This is a genomic window from Streptomyces ferrugineus (assembly GCF_015160855.1).
Classification (GTDB): Bacteria; Actinomycetota; Actinomycetes; order Streptomycetales; family Streptomycetaceae; genus Streptomyces; species Streptomyces ferrugineus.
Genome location: NZ_CP063373.1, coordinates 864,141 through 883,058 on the forward strand (window position 1 = coordinate 864,141; position 18,918 = coordinate 883,058).

Genomic DNA, 18,918 nt, shown 5'->3' on the forward strand with positions numbered 1-18,918 from the left:
TAGAGGGCCCGGCCGGGCGCCGTTCTCGCTCCGCTACCCGGCCACGGCATGATCAGACCTGATCGAACAGGATCGAATGCGATGGAAACAAGCCTTTTCTGATCGGTGACCGTTTTCTGGAGGGTGTTTCAGGGAACAGCCGCTGGGCAGCCGCGCTGCAAGGAAGCGTAGGTGTGGCTTCCGTTTCAGCGAGCGAGGGGCATGGTGGTGACGTTCAAAGTGACCGGCGGCGAGCGGGGCGACTGGGCCGTGCTCCAGGTGTCGGGTGAGCTGGATCTGGTGACCTCGCCGGGGTTGCGGCAGCACATCCATGACGTGGTGGCCGAGGGACGGCACAGCCTCGTCCTCGACCTCTCCGAGGTCATGTTCTGCGACTCCAGCGGCGTCGGCGTCCTCATCGCCGCCCGCCGACTGATCCGCTCCTGCCAGGGCACCCTGCGGCTGATACTCCCGGCCCAGGGCGCGGCGGACGGGTCGCACGTCAACCGGGTCCTGGGCGCGCTGGGGGTGCGCCGGCTGTTCGACGTCCACCCGGACCTGGCGACGGCGGTCGCGGACGAGGCCGACCCGCTGTCGGCCTGATCCGGCCGACCGGGCCCGGCCGGCGACCGCTTCGCCACGTCGTTCACATGGCCTGTCGTTCGCATAGCTGTCGTTCACATAGTTGTCCCAAAATTCCCCCGGTCTTGGCACAACCGCCGCTTTCCCGCGCCCGGACGGCCCCGCGCGTCGTACGCTCCCGTGGCAGATGCACCCCACGACGTAAGGCGGCCCGATAAGACATGGTCAGCAGCGAGTACGAGCGCAGGATCGCGGCCCGGTTCGCCACCTTCGACCAGGACGGCAACGGCTACATCGACCGTGAGGACTTCAGCGCGGCGGCCAAGGCGCTGCTCGCGGAGTTCGGCACCACCGCCCGCTCCGACAAGGGCCAGGCCCTCTACATCGGCGCGGAGGCGTTCTGGCAGGGCATGGCCGGGATCGCGGACCGGGACGGCGACCAGCGGATCACCCGCGAGGAGTTCGTCAACGGCGCGGTCAAGCGGCTGCGCGACAACCCGGACCGGTTCGCCGAGATCGCTCGCCCCTTCCTGCACGCCGCCCTCGCCGTGGCCGACCCCGACGGCGACGGGGCCGCCTCCGTCTCCGACACCGCGCGCGTGCTGGTCTGCCTCGGCGTGCGACAGGACATCGCACAGGCGGCCGCCGCCACGCTCGACACGGACGGCGACGGCAACGTGGCGGAGGACGAGATCGTGACGGCGTTCGCCCGCTACTTCACCGTCCCCGAGTGATGCCCGGTCCGTCCTTCGAGAACCGCTCCCTGAGCTTGTACTTGAGCACCTTCCGCAGGGTCTCGTTGCGCGGAAGGGCGTCCACCACCTCCAGCTGCTCCGGCAGTTTGTGGGTCGACAGCCCTTCCCCGCGCAGATACGACGTCACCGCCTGAAGCGTCAGCGGCCCGGCGCCGGCCGGCTGCTCCACGACCGCGCAGACCCGCTCCCCGCGCTCGGCGTCCGGCAGTCCGATCACCGCGACGTCCCCCACCGCCGGATGCCGGTGCAGCAGATCCTCGATCTCCTTGGCCGAGACGTTCTCGCCCTTGCGGATGATCACGTCCTTCAGGCGGCCGGTCAGCACCAGATGGCCGGAGTCCGTCAGATACCCGAGGTCGCCGGTGCGCAGGAAGCCCTCGTCGTCGAAGGCGGCCGCCGTCTGCGCCGGGTCCAGATAGCCCCGGCACACCGCCTCCCCGCGCAGCCGCACCTCCCCCTCCACGATCCGTATCTCCATCCCCTCCGGCGGCCGCCCCTCCGTCGTCGCCAGGTTCTCCGCCGTGTCGTCCGGCGCCCCCATGGTGATCATCGGCACCTCGGTCATGCCGTATCCGTGCGTCAGCTGCACCCCCATCTCGCGCACCACCGCGTGGTACACCTCCGGCGGCTTGGGCGCCCCGCCGCCCGCCAGCAGCCGCAGCGAGGGGACGACCTTCCCGCCGCCGGGCCGTCTGCGCTGCTCCGCCAGGAACATCGAGTAGAACGCCGTCGACCCGCCCGCGATCGTCACCCCGTGCCGGCGATAGCCCTCCAGCGCGTCCGGCAGCGCGAAATGCTCGAACATCACCGCGGGGAAGCCGTACAGCAGCACCATCACCATGTAGTCGGGGCCGCCTATGTGGGCGTAGGGAAAGGCGATCGAGCCGACGTCGGCCGCCGTGGGGCGCAGGGCGTGACCCAGGCAGGAGCCGCCCGCGATCAGCGAGCGGTCGGTGTGCAGGACGCCCTTGGGGTCGGACGTCGTCCCCGAGGTCCAGTAGATCCAGCGCACCGAGGTGCCCTCGGCCGGCGGCGGGGGCAGGACCGCGGGATCGCCGTCGGGTAGGGAGTCGTACGCCTCGAAGACCCCCTTCGCACCCAGTCGTCGCGCCATCTCCGCGTGGTCGAAGCCCCGCCACACCCCGGGCACCGCGAAGAACTCCGCCTTCGACTCCCGCAGCGCGAAGCCGACTTCGCGGTCCCGGTAGAACGGGATGACCGGCGACTGCACGGCACCCAGGCGGGCCAGCGCGAACGACAGCAGCGCGGTCTCGATTCGGGTGGGCAGCTGCCAGGCGACGACCGTGCCGGGGCGTACGCCCATGTCGTACAGGCCGGCCGCGACGCGCTCGGCACGCGCGCGTAGAGCGCCGAAGGACAAGGAGCGCTCGTCCTGGAGGAGGACCGGACGGTCTGGGGTGCGCTCGGCGCGGCGGGCGAGCAGGTCCCAGAGGGTGCGGGAGGAACTCAGGGCGTGCGCGGTGTCGTTCACGACGGACCCCTTCAGCTGACGGAACGTCAGATCGTGCGGAGAGCGTAGGGCTCGGCGCCTTGTCGGTCCAGGGGTGCGGGGCTAGCCTGCTGCTGAATCTGACGGATCGTCAGGCAGGTGATGGATGGACCTCACGTACACGCCCGAGGAGGAGGAGTTCCGGGCGCGGTTGCGGGAGTGGCTGGCGAAGGTCCTTCCGACGCTGCCGCCGAAGCCCTCCCCGGACGACTGGCCCGCGCGCAGGGCGTACGACCTCGGCTGGCAGCGCATGCTCCACGACGCGGGCTACGGCGACGTCCACTGGGGCGCGTCGCCGACCGTGCGCCTGATCTTCCTGGAGGAGACCGAGAAGGCGGGCGCGCCCTATGTGGGAGCCGGCTTCGTCGGGCTGCTGCACGCGGGGCCGACCATCGCGGCCGAGGGCACCGCAGGGCAACGGGAGCGCTGGCTGCCGCCGATCCTGCGCGGGGAGGAGGTCTGGTGCCAGGGCTTCAGCGAACCGGACGCCGGATCCGACCTCGCGGCACTGCGCACGCGCGCGCGCAGGGACGGCGACGACTACGTGGTGAGCGGGTCCAAGATCTGGACCTCCCATGCCGAAGTGGCCGACTGGTGCGAACTGTTGGTGCGCACCGACCCCGACGCGCCCAAGCACCGCGGGATCACCTGGCTGGCGATGCCCATGGACGCGCCGGGCATCACCGTACGGCCGCTGAAGACCCTCGCCGGGTCGGCCGAGTTCGCCGAGGTGTTCCTCGACGAGGTGCGGGTGCCGGTGGCCAACCGGGTCGGGGAGGAGAACGACGGCTGGCGCGTGACGATGGTGACCCTGTCCTTCGAGCGCGGCACGGCCTTCGTGGGCGAGGTCGTCGCCTGCCGGCGCGTACTGCGCGAACTCGCCGCCGAGGCACGCGGGAACGGCCGCTGGGACGACCCCGTGCTGCGTCGGCGGCTGGGGCGGCTGAACGCCGAGTTCCGGGCGCTGTGGCGGCTGACGCAGTGGAACGTCAGCGAGGCGGAGGCCGTGGGCGGCGTGCCCGGGGTCGGGGGTTCGGTGTTCAAGCTGCGGTATTCGCACGCCCGCCAGGAGCTCTACGACACCGCGGCCGACGTCCTGGGGCCGGCCTCGCTCGACCTCGACCGGCCGTGGATGCTCGACCGCCTGTCCTCGCTGTCGTACACCATCGCCGCCGGCACCTCGCAGATCCAGCGGAACATCGTGGCCGAGCGGATCCTCGGGCTGCCGAAGGGGCGGTGACCCATGCGTTTCCAACTGACCGAGGACCAGCGGGCGTTGCGCGAGGGCGTACGCGAGCTGCTGACGCGGCGCTTCGGCCCGCAGGCGCTGCGGGTCGCCGTCGAGGAGCCCGGGCGCCTGGACCGGGCGCTGTGGCGGGAGCTGGGCGCGGCCGGGTTCTTCGCGCTGCGGCTGCCGGAGGAGCGGGGCGGCGTCGGACTCGGGCTGCCCGAGGCGGTGTTGGCCTTCGAGGAGGCGGGGCGGGCGCTGCTGCCGGGGCCGCTGGTGGCCACCCATCTCGCGGCGGGGGGCGTGCCGGGCGCGGCCGACGGGGAGGCGGTCGTGGCGGACGTCGGCGGAAGCGGACTGGTGGAGTGGCTGGCGGAGGCGGACGTCGTACGGGGGGAGGCGGCAGGGGCCGTACCGCTGAGATCGGTCGACCCGCTGACGCCCCTGCACCGGGCGCCCGAGGGCGCCGGCGTCGACCCGGCCGCCGTACTCCTCACCGCCGCCGAACAACTGGGCAGCGCCACACGCGTGTGCGAGCTGGCCGCGCAACACGCCCGGACCCGCGAGCAGTTCGGGCGGCCGATCGGGGCCTTCCAGGCGGTGCAGCATCTGTGCGCGGAGATGCTGGTGCGGACGGAGACGGCCCGTGCCGCCGTGTACGCGGCGGCCGTCACCGCCGACCCGGCCGACGTCGACACCGCGCGGCTGCTCGCCGACGAGGCCGCGGCGCGCGGCGCCCGCGACTGCCTCCAGGTGCACGGCGGCATGGGATTCACCTGGGAGTTCGAGGTCCATCTGCATCTGAAGCGCACATGGGTGCGGACGCACCGTACGGGGTCCGCTACGGACAGTGAGGAGCGGATGGCGGCCGAGCTGCTCGCCGAGCCGGCCTGAAGCGTCTCTGGTCTGCGGTGTCGCTGACGGCCCCTACGCGGATGTCGCGGATCGTGGCATACCGGAATTACGGAGCGTTGATATCGGGTTGTGTCCTATGCGTGACTCGTCACGGCCTGGAGTCGGCGGTCCGCTCCGGTACCTTGTGTGGGATGCGAGTGGTTCCGAGCACGAGCCATGCCGGAGTGGCCCTTGAGGCGGCTCCGGATCCGGCGGTGCGCGCCGTTCCTCGCAAGGCTGGAGGGCGGTCTGCCCCCGCCTGTTCGACTCCCCGCGACAAGCGTCGCACAGTATGCCGCACGGGTACTCCTTCACGCTGGAATATGCCCGAAGCGCTTGTTGGGGTGACTGTACGTCAACCATGCTGTCAGCCAAGGGATTCACGTTCCGTGACCCTGGCTTTGGCCATTGTTCTGGCCATGAAAAAAATGGCTAGGATCGTGGCCCTCGTGAGGCGCGGGGCCAAGTGTCCGCCGGTTCGGATGGTGTGAGCGGTGCAGGTGCTTCAAGTGCAGCTGGAGATCCGGCCCGACCCCGCTGAGGTGGGGCGAGCCCGGCGGTGGGCCCGCTCGCGGCTCGCCGGGTCCGGGATAGGTGCCGACGAGCCGCTCGCCGAGACGCTGATCCTGCTCGTCTCCGAACTGGTCACCAACGCCGTGGTGCACACCGGCTGTCCGGCCGTGCTGCGGCTGTCCCTGCCGGGAGCGGCCCAGGACGACACCACCGTTCGCCTCGAGGTGGCCGACCGCAGCGGCCGTGCCCCCGTGCCCCGATGCGCCGACGGTGACGCCACCGGCGGTCGCGGACTAGCCCTCGTCGACGGACTCGCGGACCGCTGGGGCTGGTGCTCCGAGGGTGCCGGCAAGCGGATCTGGTGCGAACTGGACCGCGACGCGGAGTCGCCGGGCGCCGCTGCCGCCTACGGGAGTGGGGCGTCGGCCTACGAAGGGCTCGCGTACGAGGCGGTGTGACGGCGCACGGTGCGGCAATTGCGCCGGATCAGGTGCACGGTTGCAGAAAGCGCTGTCCCGTTCAGGCCGGTAAGTGTCGGTGCGCCTGTGCATGCTCCCGTGCGCGGCTCCCGTAAATAGGGCGAAAGTAACAAATTCCCAAGTGGGTGTTGACGAGGCGTGTCCGGTTGATCACGCTTGTGCTCAGCGATTCGCCGCGAGGGGACGACGAGGACTTCGGTGACGGAAGCCCTCGCCGAGCGTGGGTCGTGATTCGGCGTCGGTCCCTCCCGGGGGCAGGAGAGGTCGGGAGGGTACGCCGGAGTCGGATGGCGGCGCGCGGCGACGTGCTCGGGGTGGATGGGGCGCCTCCCCGTTCGGGCGTGGCCGAGAGCTGGGGGAGCCGCGCCGCCAGCCGACCTCATGGGGAGCCCCGCGCGGGGGCGTTGGTGACGTGTCGGAGGGTCAGAGCACGGCCACGGGTGCGACGGGAGTCCCCGTGCCGCCGACGAAGGGCTCGGGCATCGCCGACAGCAGGAACACGTAGCGGCCCTCTTCTCCACAGGCTGTGGACAACTCTTCGAGATTCCAGTTCTGCCCCTGGAGCATCCCCATCTCCACCAGGTCGAGCGCGTGCACCGGCAGCCACAGATCCTCGGTCTCGGGAGGAAATATCTCAAACGTGAGCGTGTCGTTCGCGACGGCCGCCACATCGCGCGCGTGAAACCACTCCGGAGTGCGGATCGACAGACCGGGCGAGGGATAGCCGTACGCGTGCTTGTCCCCGGCGAGATAGACCTGGATCTGCCCCGTCCGTACGAGGACGATGTCGCCGGCGCGCACGCGCGTGCCCGCGAGTTCCTCGGCCGCCTCCAGGTCCTCCGGGCTGACCGCGTGCCCGCCGTCCAGCCGGGCGACGCCACGCGCGCGTGCCACGTCCAGCAGCACCCCGCGCGAGACGATGTGCCGCGCCTTGTCGATGCCGCTGAACTCGGCGCCGCCGTGCGGGGTGATGGTGTCGGCGGGGCGGCCGTTGTAGAGCCGGCCCGAGTGTGAGACATGGGGGAGCGCGTCCCAGTGGGTGGCCGCCTGCAGCCCCATGGTCACCGCGTCGTCGCTGCACGCGACGGTTCCCGGGCCGAAGAGCTCCTGGTTGATCTGCACCATGGCGTGCAGCGGATTGACGCGTCCCGGGATCATCCCGGTCTGCACGCCGTCCTGCTGCAGGGGCAGGGCGAGCGGGACCCGGCGGCCGGTGCGGACGCAGGCGGCCGCCTCGCGGACCACCTCGTCGGTGATCAGGTTCAGGGTGCCGATCTCGTCATCGGACCCCCAACGGCCCCAGTTGTTCACGCGCTTGGCGATCTCGTGGAACGCGGCCGGCAGTGACATCGGTCCTCCCCGGGGGCTTGTCTCCGCGTATCTGACGGGTCGTAGAATCTGAAGGCGAATCTAACGGACCGTCAGAAACTGCGGGAAGGGGCCGGGGCGTGGGGAACTTCTTGGCAGGCAAGGTCGTCGCCGTGACGGGTGCGGGGCGGGGCATCGGACGGGCGGTCGCGCTGGCCGCCGCGGCCGAAGGGGCACGGGTCGTCGTCAACGACTACGGCGTCTCCATGGACGGCGTCTCGCCCACCAGCGAGGTCGCCGAAGCCGTCGTCAAGGAGATCGAGGCGGCGGGCGGGGAGGCGGTCGCCGTGGCCGACGACGTGTCCACGATGGCGGGCGGGCAGCGGGTCGTGGACGCGGCCCTGTCGGCCTACGGGCGGATCGACGCAGTCGTGTGCGTGGCCGGGATCCTGCGCGAGCGGATGCTGTTCAACATGACCGAGGAGGAGTGGGACCCGGTGGTCGCCACCCATCTGAAGGGGACGTTCACCGTGTTCCGGGCCGCGTCGGCCGTGATGCGGAGGCAGCGGGCGGGCACCCTGATCGGGTTCACCAGCGGCAACCACCAGGGCTCGGTCTCGCAGGCCAACTACAGCGCGGCCAAGGGCGGGATCATCTCGCTCGTGCGGAGCGCCGCGCTGGGCCTGCACAAGTACGGGGTGACCGCCAATGCCGTCGCCCCGGTCGCTCGTACGCGGATGTCGGCCAACGTGCCCATGGAACTGGCGGAGATCGGGGAGCCGGAGGACGTGGCGGCCCTGGTGGTGTATCTGCTGTCCGACGCGGCTCGGGAGCAGGGGGTCACGGGGCAGGTCTACACCGTCGCGGGGCCGAAGATCGCGGTTTGGGCGCAGCCGCGCGAGTTGCGTGCGGCGTATGCCGACGGGGCGTCCTGGACGCCGGAGCGGATCGCGGAGTGTCTGCCGGGGTCCGTGGGGGTGGATCCGATGCCGATGCTGGCTCGGTTGGAGGCGATGGAGAGGGCGGCGCGGGAGGGTTCGCGGCCTAACGCCCAATAGCTCGCGGGGTGTTCCGAGAGGGCGGCTGCGGGCGGTTTGCAGCTGGTCGCGCAGTTCCCCGCCCCTAGGTGGGAGATCCGACCGTCGCTTTGGAGGTAGCCGTGGAATTTGGTTTCACCGCTGAGGACGAGGCATTCCGGCTGGAAGCTCGCGGGTGGCTCGCCAGGCATGTCGAGGGCGAGCAGGACCGTCGTACCTGGGAACGGACCCTTGGGAAAGCCGGCTGGATCGGGCTCGGGTGGGGTGCGGGTGGGTACGGGAACCGGACCGCCACGCTCACCCAGCAGGTGGTGTGGGCCGAGGAGTACGCGCGTTCGGGGGCGCCGTCGCGGTCGGGGCACATCGGGGAGAACCTGCTGGCGCCGACCCTGCTCGCGCAGGGGAGCGAGGAACAGAAGGCGCGGTTCCTGCCGCCGATAGCCGTCGGTGAGGAGCTGTGGTGTCAGGGATACAGCGAGCCCGGGGCGGGGTCGGATCTCGCGGGGGTGCGCACCAAGGCCGAGCGCGCTTCCGACGGGACGTACCGGATCACCGGACAGAAGATCTGGACCTCCCTCGCGCATGAGGCCGACTGGTGCTTCGTGCTGGCCCGCACCGAGGCGGAGTCGCGTCGCCATCACGGCCTGAGCTTCCTGCTCGTTGCGATGGATCAGCCGGGGCGTGTCGAGGTGCGGCCGATTCGGCAGCTGACCGGGACCAGCGACTTCAACGAGGTGTTCTTCGACGGCGCGCACGCCCGCGCGGAGCATGTCGTCGGGGGTGAGGGCGCGGGGTGGAAGGTCGCGATGAGTCTGCTCGGGTTCGAGCGGGGGGTGTCGACCCTCGCCCAGCAGATCGGGTTCGCGGGGGAGTTGGGGCGGGTCGTGGAGGCCGCGGTGCGGTCCGGTGCCGTGCGGGATCCGGTCGTACGGGAGCGGCTGGTGCGGCAGTGGGCCGAGTTGCGGGTGATGCGGTGGAACGCCCTGCGGACCCTGGGGGGTTCGGCGGGCGCGGGAGGTGCGGGAGCGCCCAGCGTTTCCAAGCTGCTGTGGGGTGGCTGGCATCAGCGGCTCGGGGAGCTGGCGATGCAGGTGCGGGGCGCCGGGGCGAGCGTGGGGCCGCGGGAGTGGGCGCCCTCGTCGCCGTATGAACTCGACGCCCTGCAGCATCTGTTCCTCTTCTCCCGCGCCGACACGATCTACGGGGGTTCGGACCAGGTTCAGCGCACGATCATCGCCGAGCGGGTGCTCGGCCTGCCCAGGGAGCCCAAGGGGGTCGTCTGATGCGCGCGGTGATGTACGACGGCAAGCGGGTCGAGGTCGTGGACGATCTGGAGGTGCGGGACCCGGGGCCGGGTGAGGTGCTGGTGGCCATCTCGGCGGCCGGGTTGTGTCACAGCGATCTGTCCGTGGTGGACGGGACCATACCCTTCCCCGTTCCTGTGGTGCTGGGCCATGAGGGCGCGGGCGTGGTGGAGGCGGTGGGTGTGGGTGTCACCCATGTCGGGCCCGGGGACCATGTGGCTCTGTCCACGCTGGCCAACTGTGGTGTGTGTGCCGAATGCGACCGTGGGCGGCCGACCATGTGCCGGCAGGCCATAGGGCGGCCGGGGCGGCCGTTCCGGCGGGGTGAGCGGGAGGTGTTCCAGTTCGCCTCCAATTCCGCCTTCGCGGAGCGGACCGTGGTGAAGGCCGTGCAGGCGGTTCGGATTCCGAGGGACATTCCGCTGTCGTCCGCCGCGCTGATCGGTTGCGGGGTGCTCACGGGTGTGGGCGCCGTGCTGAACCGGGCGCGGGTCGACCGCGGGGACCGGGTGGTCGTGATCGGCGCCGGCGGGATCGGGCTCAACGTCATCCAGGGGGCCCGGATCGCGGGGGCGCTGCGGATCGTGGCGGTGGACGCCAATCCGGCGAAGGAGGCGGTGGCACGGCAGTTCGGGGCGACGGACTTCCTGACGTCGGTGGAGGGGGTGCGGGAACTGCTGCCGACGGGGGCGGACCATGCCTTCGAGTGCGTGGGGCGGGTCGAGCTGATCCGGGCCGCCGTCGATCTGCTCGACCGGCATGGGCAGGCCGTACTGCTCGGGGTGCCGGCGGCCACGGCCGAGGCGTCCTTCCTCGTCTCCTCCATGTACCTGGACAAGTCGATCCTGGGCTGCCGGTACGGGTCGTCGAGGCCGCAGCGGGACATCGCGCTGTACGCCGAGCTGTATCGGGCCGGGCGGCTGCTGCTGGACGAGCTCGTGACCCAGACGTATCCGGTGGAGGACTTCGAGAAGGCGGTGGCGGACGCGGAGGCGGGAAAGGTGGCGCGGGGGGTGTTGATGTTCTGAGGGCGCCGCTTCGGCGTCCGGGACGCGGTTCCTACGCCAGGAACTCCGCCAACAGGCGGTTGAGTTCGGCAGGTCGCTCGGTGGGGAGGGAGTGGTGAGAGGCGTCGGGCAGAGTGACGACGCCCGCCTCGGGCAGGAGCCGGCGCGCTGCGGCTGCCGCCCGCCGCGCGTCGTGAGCCCGGCTGCGTCCGGCCAGGAGCACCAGGGCCGGGACGGTGCAGGCCCTCAAGTCCCGGGCCTTGGGGCGGCGCATGGCGACGACCTTCGACCGCCGGGCTCCGGCGGTGCTGTCCAGGAACGTCCGCCACGCCGGGTCCTCGGGGTCGCTGCCGGTCTCCCACCGGTGGAAGGCCTGGATGCGCTCGGCGGTGGGCCGCAGGAGGGTCGGCAGCCCGTGCACGAGGTAGCGCGGGCGCATGCCGGTGAAGCAGTTGGTCGGGTCGAGCAGCGCGAGCCTGCCGAGCCGTTGGGGCGCGTGCAGCGCGTAGTTCAGGGCGATCCAGGCGCCGTAGGAGTGCCCGCACAGGTGCGCCCCGTCGAGGCCGAGCTCGGCGAAGAGCGTGTCGAGCCATGCCACCAGGTCGTCGGCGCCCCGCAGCGGCGCCCCGTCGTGCACGCTGCGGCCGATGTCGCCGATCAGGTCGACTGCGTAGACCCGATGGGCGGCGGCCAGGTCCTTGACGTTGGCGAACCAGACCACCGAGGTCGCCCCGCCCCCGGGCAGCAGCACGACCGGTGCGCCGTCCTCCCGGCCGCAGATCTGGACGCGGGTGGTGCCGTACGGGGACGGAACGTCGACGCTGTGCACGTCGACGGGCCAGCGTCGCAGGACGGCGTCGTACGCCGCGTGGAAGACCGCCTCGTGATCCATGTTCCCGGTCCCCGCCTATGATTGCTCGACAGTCAATAATCTCGATCATCGAGATATTACGGGAGCATGCGCATGGATGACCAGGACCCCGGACTCCAACTGGTCCATCTGCTGCGGGCCGTCACCGTGGAACTGGACCTCTTCGCCGCCGAGTTCGCCGCCCGCAACGGCCTTCACTCCACGGACGTGCGCGCCCTGATCCACCTCCTGGACGCCCGCCGGGAGAGCGTGGACGCCACTCCTGGATGGCTCGGAGCGCAGTTGGGCGTGAACTCGGCGTCGACCACGGCCTTGGTGGACCGTCTGGAGCGGCTGGGGCTGGTGCGCCGGGAACGGGACACCCGCGACCGCCGCCGGGTGCTGCTGGTCGTACGGGACGAGGCCGTCACCCTGGGCTGGTCGTTCTTCGGGCCGCTGATCGAGGAGATGGTCGCCGAGATGCGGTCCTTCGACGAGGGGGAGCTGGCCACGGTGCGGCGATTTCTGGTGGCGATGCGCGATGTGTCCGAGGCGCGGCGCCGGGTTCAGCGAGGCGGCTCCGGCCGGGCGGCGGGTGACGGGGCCGGCGGCTCAGGGGGGCGCTGACATGAGGAGCACGTACTCGTAGAGGAGGGACGCCATCAGGGCGATGACGCCTGCCCGATCCCAAGGCTCCCTCGCAGGGTGTCGGGCCAGGGGGTCGGGCCAAGGTGTCGGGCCAGGGCGGCGGCACCCCGCGGCCACTAAGCGGCCCGAACCCCCGCCGAACGGCGGAAGGTGCGCCGGTACGCCGTCGGCGTCACGCCCAGGGCCGCCTGCAGATGCTGTCGCATCGACTGGGCCGTACCGAAGCCCGCGTCCCTGGCCACCTGGTCGACCGAGAGGTCGGTGGACTCCAGGAGGTGGCGGGCTCGTTCGACGCGTTGCTGGGTGAGCCACTGGCCGGGGCTGATGCCGGCCTCCTCGCGGAAGCGGCGGGTGAAAGTGCGTACCGACATGGCCTCCTGGTCGGCCATGTCGCGCAGTTGGATGGGCTCGTGGAGGCGGCCCAGGGCCCAGGCGCGGGCGTTGGTCGTGGACGACTGCTGGGGGTCGGGGACGGGGCGGTGGATGTACTGCGCCTGGCCGCCGTCCCGGTGCGGCGGGACGACCGTGCGGCGGGCCACGTCGTTGGCGATCGCCGTGCCGTGGTCGCGGCGCACCATGTGCAGGCACAGGTCGATGCCGGCGGCGACGCCGGCCGAGGTCAGCACGTCACCGTCGTCGATGAAGAGGACATCCGCGTCGACCTCGACCCGCGGGAACAGCCGCTGGAAGCGCTCGGCGTCGGCCCAGTGCGTGGTCGCCGGGCGCCCGTCGAGCCGGCCGGCCGCGGCGAGGACGTAGACGCCGGTGCAGATGGAGGCGAGCCGGGTGCCGGGGCGGATGTGGGCGAGCGCGGCGGCCAGCTCGGCGGTCAGGACGCCCTCCTCGAAGACCGGGCCCAGCTCGTACGACGCCGGGACGATCACGGTGTCGGCGGTGGCCAGCGCCTCGGGGCCGTGCTCGACCTGGATGGCGAAGTCCGCGTCGGTCCGCACCGGGCCCGGCGGCCGGATCGAGCAGGTGACGACCTCGTACAGGTGCCGGCCCCGCGCGTCCTTGGGGCGGCCGAAGATCCGGTGCGGGATGCCCAGCTCGAAGGGGAGGAGGCCGTCGAGGGCGAGGACGACGACGCGGTGCGGGCGAAGGTCCGAGGACGGACGGGGCTCCGACTCACTGCTCATGGCCCGATCCTAACGAATGCTGTCCTTCGGGCCAATCGATCTGCGTCGGCGCATGCCCGAAGCTCGTTGACGTGACGCAGACAACCGAAGCCACCGCCACCGCCGCCACCGCCGGCACCGTCGACAAGTCCTCACCGGCGTCCCGTCGTACCCGGATCCACCGCGCCTGGTTCGTCGCCGCCGTCACCTTCGTGACGATCCTCGGCGCCGCCGCCTTCCGCTCCCTGCCGGGGCTGCTCATCGACCCGCTGAACGAGGAGTTCGTGTGGTGAGGCTTGGGGGAACGAACTTGCAGGCTCAGTTCTCCATGAGGGGGTGAGTCCTTGTCAAGCCCGAGCCTCCTCGATGTGGTCGAGCTCACAACGACAGAAGAGCCCCGACTTCCCAAGTCGCGATGACCAGGAAGGGCCGGGGCTCTGTGTGTTGGCGCTGCTGTGTGGCTGTGTGCTGGCCGTTGAGGGAGTGGCCGAAGACTTGGGCTGACATGTGTGTGAGTGGCTATCTCACGGTCGCTGGCGGCCATCCCGAGCCGGTGTGCGAGCCCTGGTGTGCGTCGAGTCGAGCGTGAGGGGTGGGGTATGACCCCCTGAGCGTCGGCTTCCTGACCGCCACGTCTTAGCGGCTCCCATCCAGCCCCAGTAACAGGGTCGATCGTGACATGGGGGTGGGAACGCAAAACCGCAGGTCAACGCACAGAAGGACCCCCAGCCGGCCGAAATTCTGGGGCCAGTCCGGGGGGTTGATCGGGACATGGGGCCGCTCAGGCGGCCATGAAGCGGTTGTACCGCTTGCGGCAGGTGGCATCGCAGTAGGCACGGTGCATGGCCGCGTCCTCTGGGAGGGGTCGAGCGCACGCCATGCACAGAGCCTCGACGGCTCGGCGCTCCAGTTCCTTCGGGTCGGTCGTCAGGGCGTAGGTTCGTCGGCTCACGCGGCCACCACCTCGGGGACGGTCGGAGCCTCGCGGGGGTCGAGCGGGAAGAGGGCGGATGCCTCGCCCTCGACGTCGAGCCGGAGGTGAAGCGCCAGACCCTCACGGATGCCGTGCGAGCCGACGAGAGCGCCACCAGAGACCGAACCGAAGCCCTTCACTTCGTGGCCGGTGACGACGTCCAGGACGAGCGGGACGGCCGAGAGCGAGTCGGTCAGGTCGGCGTTCGGGTAGCCGTGCCCCTTCATGACGTACAGCTCGACGTCGAGCCAGCGGGCAGAGCCTCGGCCCTGGTGGGCATCGGCGGAGATCAGCCGGACGTCGACATCGGACAGGGTGAGCGAGTCGAGCAGGGTTGCGAAGTCCTCGGCCGCGTGTCGGGCGGCGTGGTGGACGTGGGAGACGAGGAACAGGGGGATCAACTCCTTCGGGTAGTTCAGGCGGCCAGGGTCTCGGCGATGACGAGGGCGAGAGGGAGGCCGGTGCGGCGCTGCGCCTGCCACACGTCGAATCTGCGGTGACAGGGCTTGGCGAGCGGGGCGTAGTGCTCGGGGTCGGTGGAGTACAGGGAGCCCTCGGAGTCGGCGTGCGTCGACACCTTCGGCTCGGGGTCGGTCCCGAGGTACGCCCACTCTTCGGCCTGTCGGTCGCAGCCACAGGCGCAGCGCCAGTCCGAGGCGGGGCCGTGCTCGGCCTTCACTCGGGCGTGAGCGGTGGTGTAGGCGATGACGTCGCCCTTGATTCGGGGGTCTGGGTGGTTGGCTCGGTCGGCACAGTTGGCCGTGCGCCCCGTGGCCACGTTGCGGATGCTGAGCGGCTTGTAGCTGCCGCACTCGCACTTGAACACCGCTCGGTCGCCGTCGCGGCTGACGAGGGTCAGGGCGCCGGACGGCGAGACCCAACCTCGGTCGTACTTGCGAGCGCCGGGGCGAGGGTTGTTCCGGCCCTTGCGGACGTACGTCACCTTGCCTGCCTCGCGGTCGCGCTGCCTGCGGGCTCGGTCTCGGCAGGTGTACGAGCAGAACTCGGCGTTGGCTCGCTTGCCTTCCAGGGAGCCGCCGCACTGCCGACAGGCGCGCTCGGTGTTGTGGTCGTTCACTGTGGAATCTCCTTCTGTTGGGGCGCCCTGTCGGGCGCCACCTGGGCAGGGCTGCAACGGCAAGGTGAAGTCGCTTGCCGTGAGGGTCTTCGGGAAGTGGGGCGCTACCGCGCCCCCAGTGAGTAAGGGGGCAAGACGAAGAGGGCGCCCCCGAAGGGGCGCCACCTGTCAGAGCTACTGATCACTTCGCCGTTGCGCCTACGGCTTGACGGCCGCCGACAGGCGGCCCAGGGGGAAGAGATTGGAAGTTCCCTGTAAGTAGAGTAAGAGGGAGCCAACGTTCTCCCAGGTCAGATCGGGTGCAGGGTGTCCCAACAGGACACGTAGGGTGTCCCCACAGGACACCTTCAGGCAGCCGTCCGCCCGCTCAGGTTGTGAGCCGAGCATGTCCGGCCGCCCACGCTCGCCTTCTGGAACATGGACGAGGGGAGCACCAGGCACGCGGCCTTGGAGTTCGCCCCGATCAGTCCCATGGACTTCGCCTTGCGGATGGCCTTGGAGACGTTCTGCGAGTCCGGAATGACGCCGTTCTTGTCCACCAGGATCTCGGCCAGACGCTCGCCCTTGAAGTCGCTGTGACCGATCTGGTTCGCCCACCCGATGGCGGCGAAGTGCAGTCGGTACACACGGTCGTGTCGCGGGTCTCGGGCCATGCGCCGGTACTCGGTCTGAGAGACGGCTCCCCAGGGTCGGTTACTGCCGAAGTTGATCGCCACTTACTCGGCCACCTCCTCGGACAGAGGGGGGAGCTCGACGGCGTCAACGTCGCCGACAGGCAACCCGACTTCGTTGAACAGGTCCCAGACCTCGGACCAGCCGAGCAGGAGGTAGCGGGCAGACAGGATCGACCCCGGATCGCCCTTCTCGGCGAGCTCGGCGTAGTAGGCGAACCGCTCCCGAGCCTGCTCGTACGCAGTCGCCAGGGCGGGCAGGTTCAGGGTCGCGGGGATGGACTGCATCAGGCGCGACCGCCCTTGCACTCGCAGTCCGCGCAGTCGCAGGCGACATCCCACGCACACCAGCAGCACCCGCACTCCGGGCACTCGTCGTGATCGTTCGGGTTGTCGGTGGGGCTGATGCACTCGTACTGGCTCTTCATCGGTGTTGCGACCTCCTTCGTGTGGTGGGAGATCGCGCGTACCGCTACGCACTGCCGGACACTGACCGTCCGGATGGGCTGCCCTTGGCGTCCCTTGGCTTCTCTCGGAGGAGCCGACTCGACCACCTCAGAGGGTGGGAGTCACGGTGTCCGCCCTCGGTCGGGCGGAAGGAAGTTCCTACATGATCAGATGGTCATCCGTCAAGCTCAGTCACTCCGAGTCGACGGCCGGCTGAGCGGAGCGTAGTCACGGCCCCCTCGGTTCAGTGGGGGTCAAGTGCCAGCGTTCGGCTCGGCCTTCACCACTCCACCAGGCTCGGCGCGGCTCAGACGAAGTGACCGCGACCGGTACGAGAGGGCCGCTCGGCGTGAGGGGCGGCAGCCTCCTTCTCGGCTTCGAGCTCGGCGAGGATGGCGGCCTGGTGCTCCTCGAACTCCTCGGCGGTCATGACGGCCGGGGCAGCCTCGACGGCCGGAGTCTCGACGACGGGCTGAGCCTCGGTCTCGTCGAGCTCTTCGAGCGCCGGAGCGAGCACGGCCACGGCGCGGACGAGCAAGTCAGAGGCAAGCAGAATGCCGACGACCGGCAGAGCACCAGCCACGGCAAGGAGCCACACGGGGCGACCCTCGTACAGGCCGAGCGCGTGAGCTTCGTTCAGGGTGAGCGAGGCGGCGGTGAACGTCGCCAGGGTGGCGAACGCGAGGCGCCGGGCCTTCAGGTCATGCCGCAGCAAGAGCAGCGTTACGAGGGCGATCACGACGGCCGAGTCCGGAACCACGCTGTACCCGATGGCGCCCCATCCTGACAGGTGCACAGCTTCGGCGGCGTACATGAGGCTCGGCCACGATGCGACGAACGCGCCGGACAGGACCAGCAGGATCAACAGGCCGAGCAGCACAACGGCCACTCGGCGGATTCGGTTGCTACGCAAGGGGGTTCGGGTCTCCTTCGGGTTGTGGGCATGCGAAGGGGCGCCCCGCTCAGTGGTCGAGCAGGGCGCCCCTGTACGTCAAGTGGAAGACGTATGTACGTGACCGGGCATGCGGTCGACGTACGCGGCCGGGCTTGTCAGCGGTTGGCGCGGATGGCGTCGCGCTTCGCCTTGGCTCGGATCTGCGAGGGGGTGAACTCGGCGGGGAGGAGTGCACGGGTCATGAGGGATGCGACGGCCACGGACTCGACGAGGAAGGCGGCGAAGAGCAGGGCGACGACGATGGCCATGGGGAAGTTCTCCGTTCGGGTTCGGGTCGGGACCGTGGTCTGATCGGCCCCAGCAACCCCCCGAGGCGGACCACTCGGAGGGAAGCTGAGGGATCAGGCGCCGGTCTTGGACTTCACGGAGAACCGAACCGCCATGGTGTGCTCGACACCGGACACCGCGACCGGGTCGCTCAGGTGCTTGATCTGCACCCCTTCGGCCACGACTCCCGCACTCTCCAGGAAGCGACCGGGCAGTGTCTGTGCAGCGTCGATGATGGCCTTCCGAACCTCGCCGGTCGGCAGGCTGAGCGTGTTGGTCTGGAACGCCACCTCGGCGATCACCTCGGTCGTGCGCTCACCCTTGACCGTGCGGGAGTCGTGCTTGACGCCCTTCACCCTGATCTGGAACTGACCGGTACGGACACCGCCACCCGAGACGGGCATCAGGCTGACCGGCCCACCCGCGTCGACTCGGGCGCCAGCCTCGTACGCCAGGGTGCCCGCTGCCTGTCGAAGTACGTGCTCGGTCGGGTCGTTCTTCAGGGTCGGTATCGCGTCGAACACGGACACGCCCTGAACCTTGATCTCGTCGACTCCCACGCCGGGGGTCTCGCTCATCTTGTCGCCGGGGACGTGAGCGCCGGGGACGTGCCACCCTCGGGCCGTGATCGCGTTCGCCAGCTTCGACCGGTCGAGCATCCGCGCGTACCGCTTGTTGCGGAAGACTCGGACGGTGACGCCTGCCGACTCGCGACCGCCAGTGAAGACGGTGGGGGAGTCCTGCACGACGACGACGGCCGCGTGATCGGTCTCGAAGGTGCGGACGTTGGCGAAGGTGGGGATCACCTCGACGTCACTCGGGACGATGGCGCGGACGGCTTCGGCGATGCGCTCGGCAACGTGCTTATCGGCGTGGGCCGGGGTGCGCTCCAGGGCGGCGAGCCTGCGCTTCGAACCGTCCCGCAGGAGAGAGGTTCGCTCGACGTTGTGGAACGCGGCGGCGAACGCCTCGGGGCTCACGGAGTCGTCTCCTCGGCCCAGGGTGGCGCGGTGGCCGTTCAGCTTCTCCTCGGCCTGAGCGGCTTCGGTGGCGAATCGCTCGGCAGCCTCACGGGTGGCCAGCAGGTCGGCGCCGTAGCCCTTGACCTTCTTGGCGTGCTCGGCCTCGGACTGCTTGATGACGTCGGCGATGGTGTTGGCCTTGGTGGTAGCCACTGGTTCGGGTCTCCGTTCTCGGACTGGTGTCCGGGGTTGGTGTGTGGTATCACGCGCGTGCGAGCCGGCCTGCCTGTGAGGCTCTGTGCGGCTGCATGCGGGCATGAGAGAGCCCCTGTGGCCATCGGTAGCCAGAGGGG

Annotated in this window: 22 protein-coding genes and 1 pseudogene; 10 read left to right on the forward strand and 13 right to left on the reverse strand. The window is 70.4% G+C overall.

Annotated elements, in window-relative coordinates; genetic code table 11:
- The first annotated feature begins 201 nt into the window (after positions 1-201).
- Complete coding sequence (locus tag IM697_RS04120; protein ID WP_194044797.1) at positions 202-582, forward strand: STAS domain-containing protein; 381 nt, start codon at positions 202-204, stop codon at positions 580-582.
- A 200-nt stretch (positions 583-782) separates the two neighbouring features.
- Positions 783-1,295 (forward strand): EF-hand domain-containing protein, encoded by a 513-nt coding sequence (locus IM697_RS04125; RefSeq protein ID WP_194044799.1) that lies wholly within the window; start codon positions 783-785, stop codon positions 1,293-1,295.
- Here the strand turns inward: IM697_RS04125 and IM697_RS04130 are convergent.
- Entirely contained in the window at positions 1,279-2,808 is a 1,530-nt protein-coding gene (locus tag IM697_RS04130) for a class I adenylate-forming enzyme family protein (RefSeq protein ID WP_194044801.1), read from the reverse strand. The genes IM697_RS04125 and IM697_RS04130 overlap by 17 nt on opposite strands.
- Positions 2,809-2,932: 124 nt before the next feature.
- Here IM697_RS04130 and IM697_RS04135 point away from each other — a divergent pair, with 124 nt between their 5' ends.
- From IM697_RS04135 to IM697_RS04145, 3 genes are all read left to right on the forward strand, one after another.
- Positions 2,933-4,066 carry an acyl-CoA dehydrogenase gene (locus IM697_RS04135; protein ID WP_194044803.1) on the forward strand — a complete coding sequence of 378 codons (1,134 nt, stop codon included), beginning with the start codon at positions 2,933-2,935 and terminating at the stop codon, positions 4,064-4,066.
- Positions 4,067-4,069: 3 nt separating this feature from the next.
- Positions 4,070-4,948, forward strand: a complete 879-nt coding sequence (locus IM697_RS04140; RefSeq protein WP_194044805.1) for an acyl-CoA dehydrogenase family protein — start codon at positions 4,070-4,072, stop codon at positions 4,946-4,948.
- A gap of 509 nt (positions 4,949-5,457) precedes the next feature.
- Entirely contained in the window at positions 5,458-5,919 is a 462-nt protein-coding gene (locus IM697_RS04145; protein ID WP_194049578.1) for an ATP-binding protein, read from the forward strand.
- A 444-nt stretch (positions 5,920-6,363) separates the two neighbouring features.
- Here IM697_RS04145 and IM697_RS04150 read toward each other — a convergent pair whose 3' ends face one another.
- Positions 6,364-7,290, reverse strand: a complete 927-nt coding sequence (locus IM697_RS04150; RefSeq protein WP_194044807.1) for a cyclase family protein — start codon at positions 7,288-7,290, stop codon at positions 6,364-6,366.
- 98 nt (positions 7,291-7,388) lie between these two features.
- On the opposite strand from IM697_RS04150, the gene IM697_RS04155 reads away from it, so the two are divergent.
- The 3 genes from IM697_RS04155 (at position 7,389) to IM697_RS04165 (ending at position 10,617) form a co-directional block, all read left to right on the forward strand.
- Positions 7,389-8,306, forward strand: coding sequence for an SDR family NAD(P)-dependent oxidoreductase (locus IM697_RS04155; protein WP_194044809.1), 918 nt, complete (start codon positions 7,389-7,391; stop codon positions 8,304-8,306).
- A gap of 101 nt (positions 8,307-8,407) precedes the next feature.
- Positions 8,408-9,568, forward strand: coding sequence for an acyl-CoA dehydrogenase family protein (locus IM697_RS04160; RefSeq protein WP_194044811.1), 1,161 nt, complete (start codon positions 8,408-8,410; stop codon positions 9,566-9,568).
- Positions 9,568-10,617, forward strand: a complete 1,050-nt coding sequence (locus tag IM697_RS04165) for a Zn-dependent alcohol dehydrogenase (RefSeq protein WP_194044813.1) — start codon at positions 9,568-9,570, stop codon at positions 10,615-10,617. The genes IM697_RS04160 and IM697_RS04165 overlap by 1 nt, the downstream gene beginning before the upstream one ends.
- Positions 10,618-10,648: 31 nt before the next feature.
- On the opposite strand, the gene IM697_RS04170 is transcribed toward IM697_RS04165, so the two are convergent.
- Positions 10,649-11,488 carry an alpha/beta fold hydrolase gene (locus IM697_RS04170; protein WP_194044815.1) on the reverse strand — a complete coding sequence of 280 codons (840 nt, stop codon included), beginning with the start codon at positions 11,486-11,488 and terminating at the stop codon, positions 10,649-10,651.
- A gap of 72 nt (positions 11,489-11,560) precedes the next feature.
- Between IM697_RS04170 and IM697_RS04175 the strand changes: the two genes are divergently transcribed.
- The gene (locus IM697_RS04175; RefSeq protein ID WP_194044817.1) at positions 11,561-12,073 is read left to right on the forward strand and encodes a MarR family transcriptional regulator; all 513 of its coding nucleotides are present in this window, start codon (positions 11,561-11,563) and stop codon (positions 12,071-12,073) included.
- A 137-nt stretch (positions 12,074-12,210) separates the two neighbouring features.
- On the opposite strand, the gene IM697_RS04180 is transcribed toward IM697_RS04175, so the two are convergent.
- On the reverse strand, positions 12,211-13,233 hold the full coding sequence (locus IM697_RS04180; protein ID WP_194044819.1) for a GlxA family transcriptional regulator: 1,023 nt from the start codon (positions 13,231-13,233) through the stop codon (positions 12,211-12,213).
- Between the two features lie 71 nt (positions 13,234-13,304).
- Here IM697_RS04180 and IM697_RS04185 point away from each other — a divergent pair.
- A pseudogene (locus IM697_RS04185) lies at positions 13,305-13,502 on the forward strand (MFS transporter); the annotation flags it as partial.
- Between the two features lie 491 nt (positions 13,503-13,993).
- Here the strand turns inward: IM697_RS04185 and IM697_RS04190 are convergent.
- The 9 genes from IM697_RS04190 to IM697_RS04230 all read right to left on the reverse strand — a co-directional run bounded on the left by IM697_RS04190 (position 13,994) and on the right by IM697_RS04230 (position 18,778).
- Positions 13,994-14,164 carry a hypothetical protein gene (locus IM697_RS04190; RefSeq protein ID WP_194044822.1) on the reverse strand — a complete coding sequence of 57 codons (171 nt, stop codon included), beginning with the start codon at positions 14,162-14,164 and terminating at the stop codon, positions 13,994-13,996.
- Positions 14,161-14,586: a hypothetical protein gene (locus IM697_RS04195; protein WP_194044824.1), complete on the reverse strand. Its 426-nt coding sequence runs from the start codon at positions 14,584-14,586 to the stop codon at positions 14,161-14,163. Before IM697_RS04195 ends, IM697_RS04190 begins: the two co-directional genes overlap by 4 nt.
- 14 nt (positions 14,587-14,600) lie before the next feature.
- Positions 14,601-15,263, reverse strand: coding sequence for a hypothetical protein (locus tag IM697_RS04200; RefSeq protein ID WP_194044826.1), 663 nt, complete (start codon positions 15,261-15,263; stop codon positions 14,601-14,603).
- 347 nt (positions 15,264-15,610) lie between these two features.
- Positions 15,611-15,916 (reverse strand): hypothetical protein, encoded by a 306-nt coding sequence (locus tag IM697_RS04205; protein ID WP_194044828.1) that lies wholly within the window; start codon positions 15,914-15,916, stop codon positions 15,611-15,613.
- 63 nt (positions 15,917-15,979) lie between these two features.
- Complete coding sequence (locus IM697_RS04210) at positions 15,980-16,222, reverse strand: hypothetical protein (RefSeq protein ID WP_194044830.1); 243 nt, start codon at positions 16,220-16,222, stop codon at positions 15,980-15,982.
- The gene (locus IM697_RS04215; RefSeq protein ID WP_194044832.1) at positions 16,222-16,362 is read right to left on the reverse strand and encodes a hypothetical protein; all 141 of its coding nucleotides are present in this window, start codon (positions 16,360-16,362) and stop codon (positions 16,222-16,224) included. Before IM697_RS04215 ends, IM697_RS04210 begins: the two co-directional genes overlap by 1 nt.
- Before the next feature lie 326 nt (positions 16,363-16,688).
- Positions 16,689-17,270: a hypothetical protein gene (locus tag IM697_RS04220; RefSeq protein WP_194044834.1), complete on the reverse strand. Its 582-nt coding sequence runs from the start codon at positions 17,268-17,270 to the stop codon at positions 16,689-16,691.
- Positions 17,271-17,431: 161 nt separating this feature from the next.
- The gene (locus IM697_RS04225) at positions 17,432-17,584 is read right to left on the reverse strand and encodes a hypothetical protein (protein WP_194044836.1); all 153 of its coding nucleotides are present in this window, start codon (positions 17,582-17,584) and stop codon (positions 17,432-17,434) included.
- A gap of 93 nt (positions 17,585-17,677) precedes the next feature.
- Complete coding sequence (locus IM697_RS04230; RefSeq protein WP_194044838.1) at positions 17,678-18,778, reverse strand: hypothetical protein; 1,101 nt, start codon at positions 18,776-18,778, stop codon at positions 17,678-17,680.
- Positions 18,779-18,918 lie beyond the last annotated feature (140 nt).

Coding starts and splice junctions, on each gene's coding strand:
- IM697_RS04120 (WP_194044797.1), top strand. CDS start 202: ATGGTGGTGACGTTCAAAGTGACCGGCGGCGAGCGGGGCGACTGGGCC.
- IM697_RS04125 (WP_194044799.1), top strand. CDS start 783: ATGGTCAGCAGCGAGTACGAGCGCAGGATCGCGGCCCGGTTCGCCACC.
- IM697_RS04135 (WP_194044803.1), top strand. CDS start 2,933: ATGGACCTCACGTACACGCCCGAGGAGGAGGAGTTCCGGGCGCGGTTG.
- IM697_RS04140 (WP_194044805.1), top strand. CDS start 4,070: ATGCGTTTCCAACTGACCGAGGACCAGCGGGCGTTGCGCGAGGGCGTA.
- IM697_RS04150 (WP_194044807.1), bottom strand. CDS start 7,290: ATGTCACTGCCGGCCGCGTTCCACGAGATCGCCAAGCGCGTGAACAAC.
- IM697_RS04165 (WP_194044813.1), top strand. CDS start 9,568: ATGCGCGCGGTGATGTACGACGGCAAGCGGGTCGAGGTCGTGGACGAT.
- IM697_RS04170 (WP_194044815.1), bottom strand. CDS start 11,488: ATGGATCACGAGGCGGTCTTCCACGCGGCGTACGACGCCGTCCTGCGA.
- IM697_RS04175 (WP_194044817.1), top strand. CDS start 11,561: ATGGATGACCAGGACCCCGGACTCCAACTGGTCCATCTGCTGCGGGCC.
- IM697_RS04180 (WP_194044819.1), bottom strand. CDS start 13,233: ATGAGCAGTGAGTCGGAGCCCCGTCCGTCCTCGGACCTTCGCCCGCAC.
- IM697_RS04205 (WP_194044828.1), bottom strand. CDS start 15,916: ATGGCCCGAGACCCGCGACACGACCGTGTGTACCGACTGCACTTCGCC.
- IM697_RS04210 (WP_194044830.1), bottom strand. CDS start 16,222: ATGCAGTCCATCCCCGCGACCCTGAACCTGCCCGCCCTGGCGACTGCG.
- IM697_RS04215 (WP_194044832.1), bottom strand. CDS start 16,362: ATGAAGAGCCAGTACGAGTGCATCAGCCCCACCGACAACCCGAACGAT.
- IM697_RS04225 (WP_194044836.1), bottom strand. CDS start 17,584: ATGGCCATCGTCGTCGCCCTGCTCTTCGCCGCCTTCCTCGTCGAGTCC.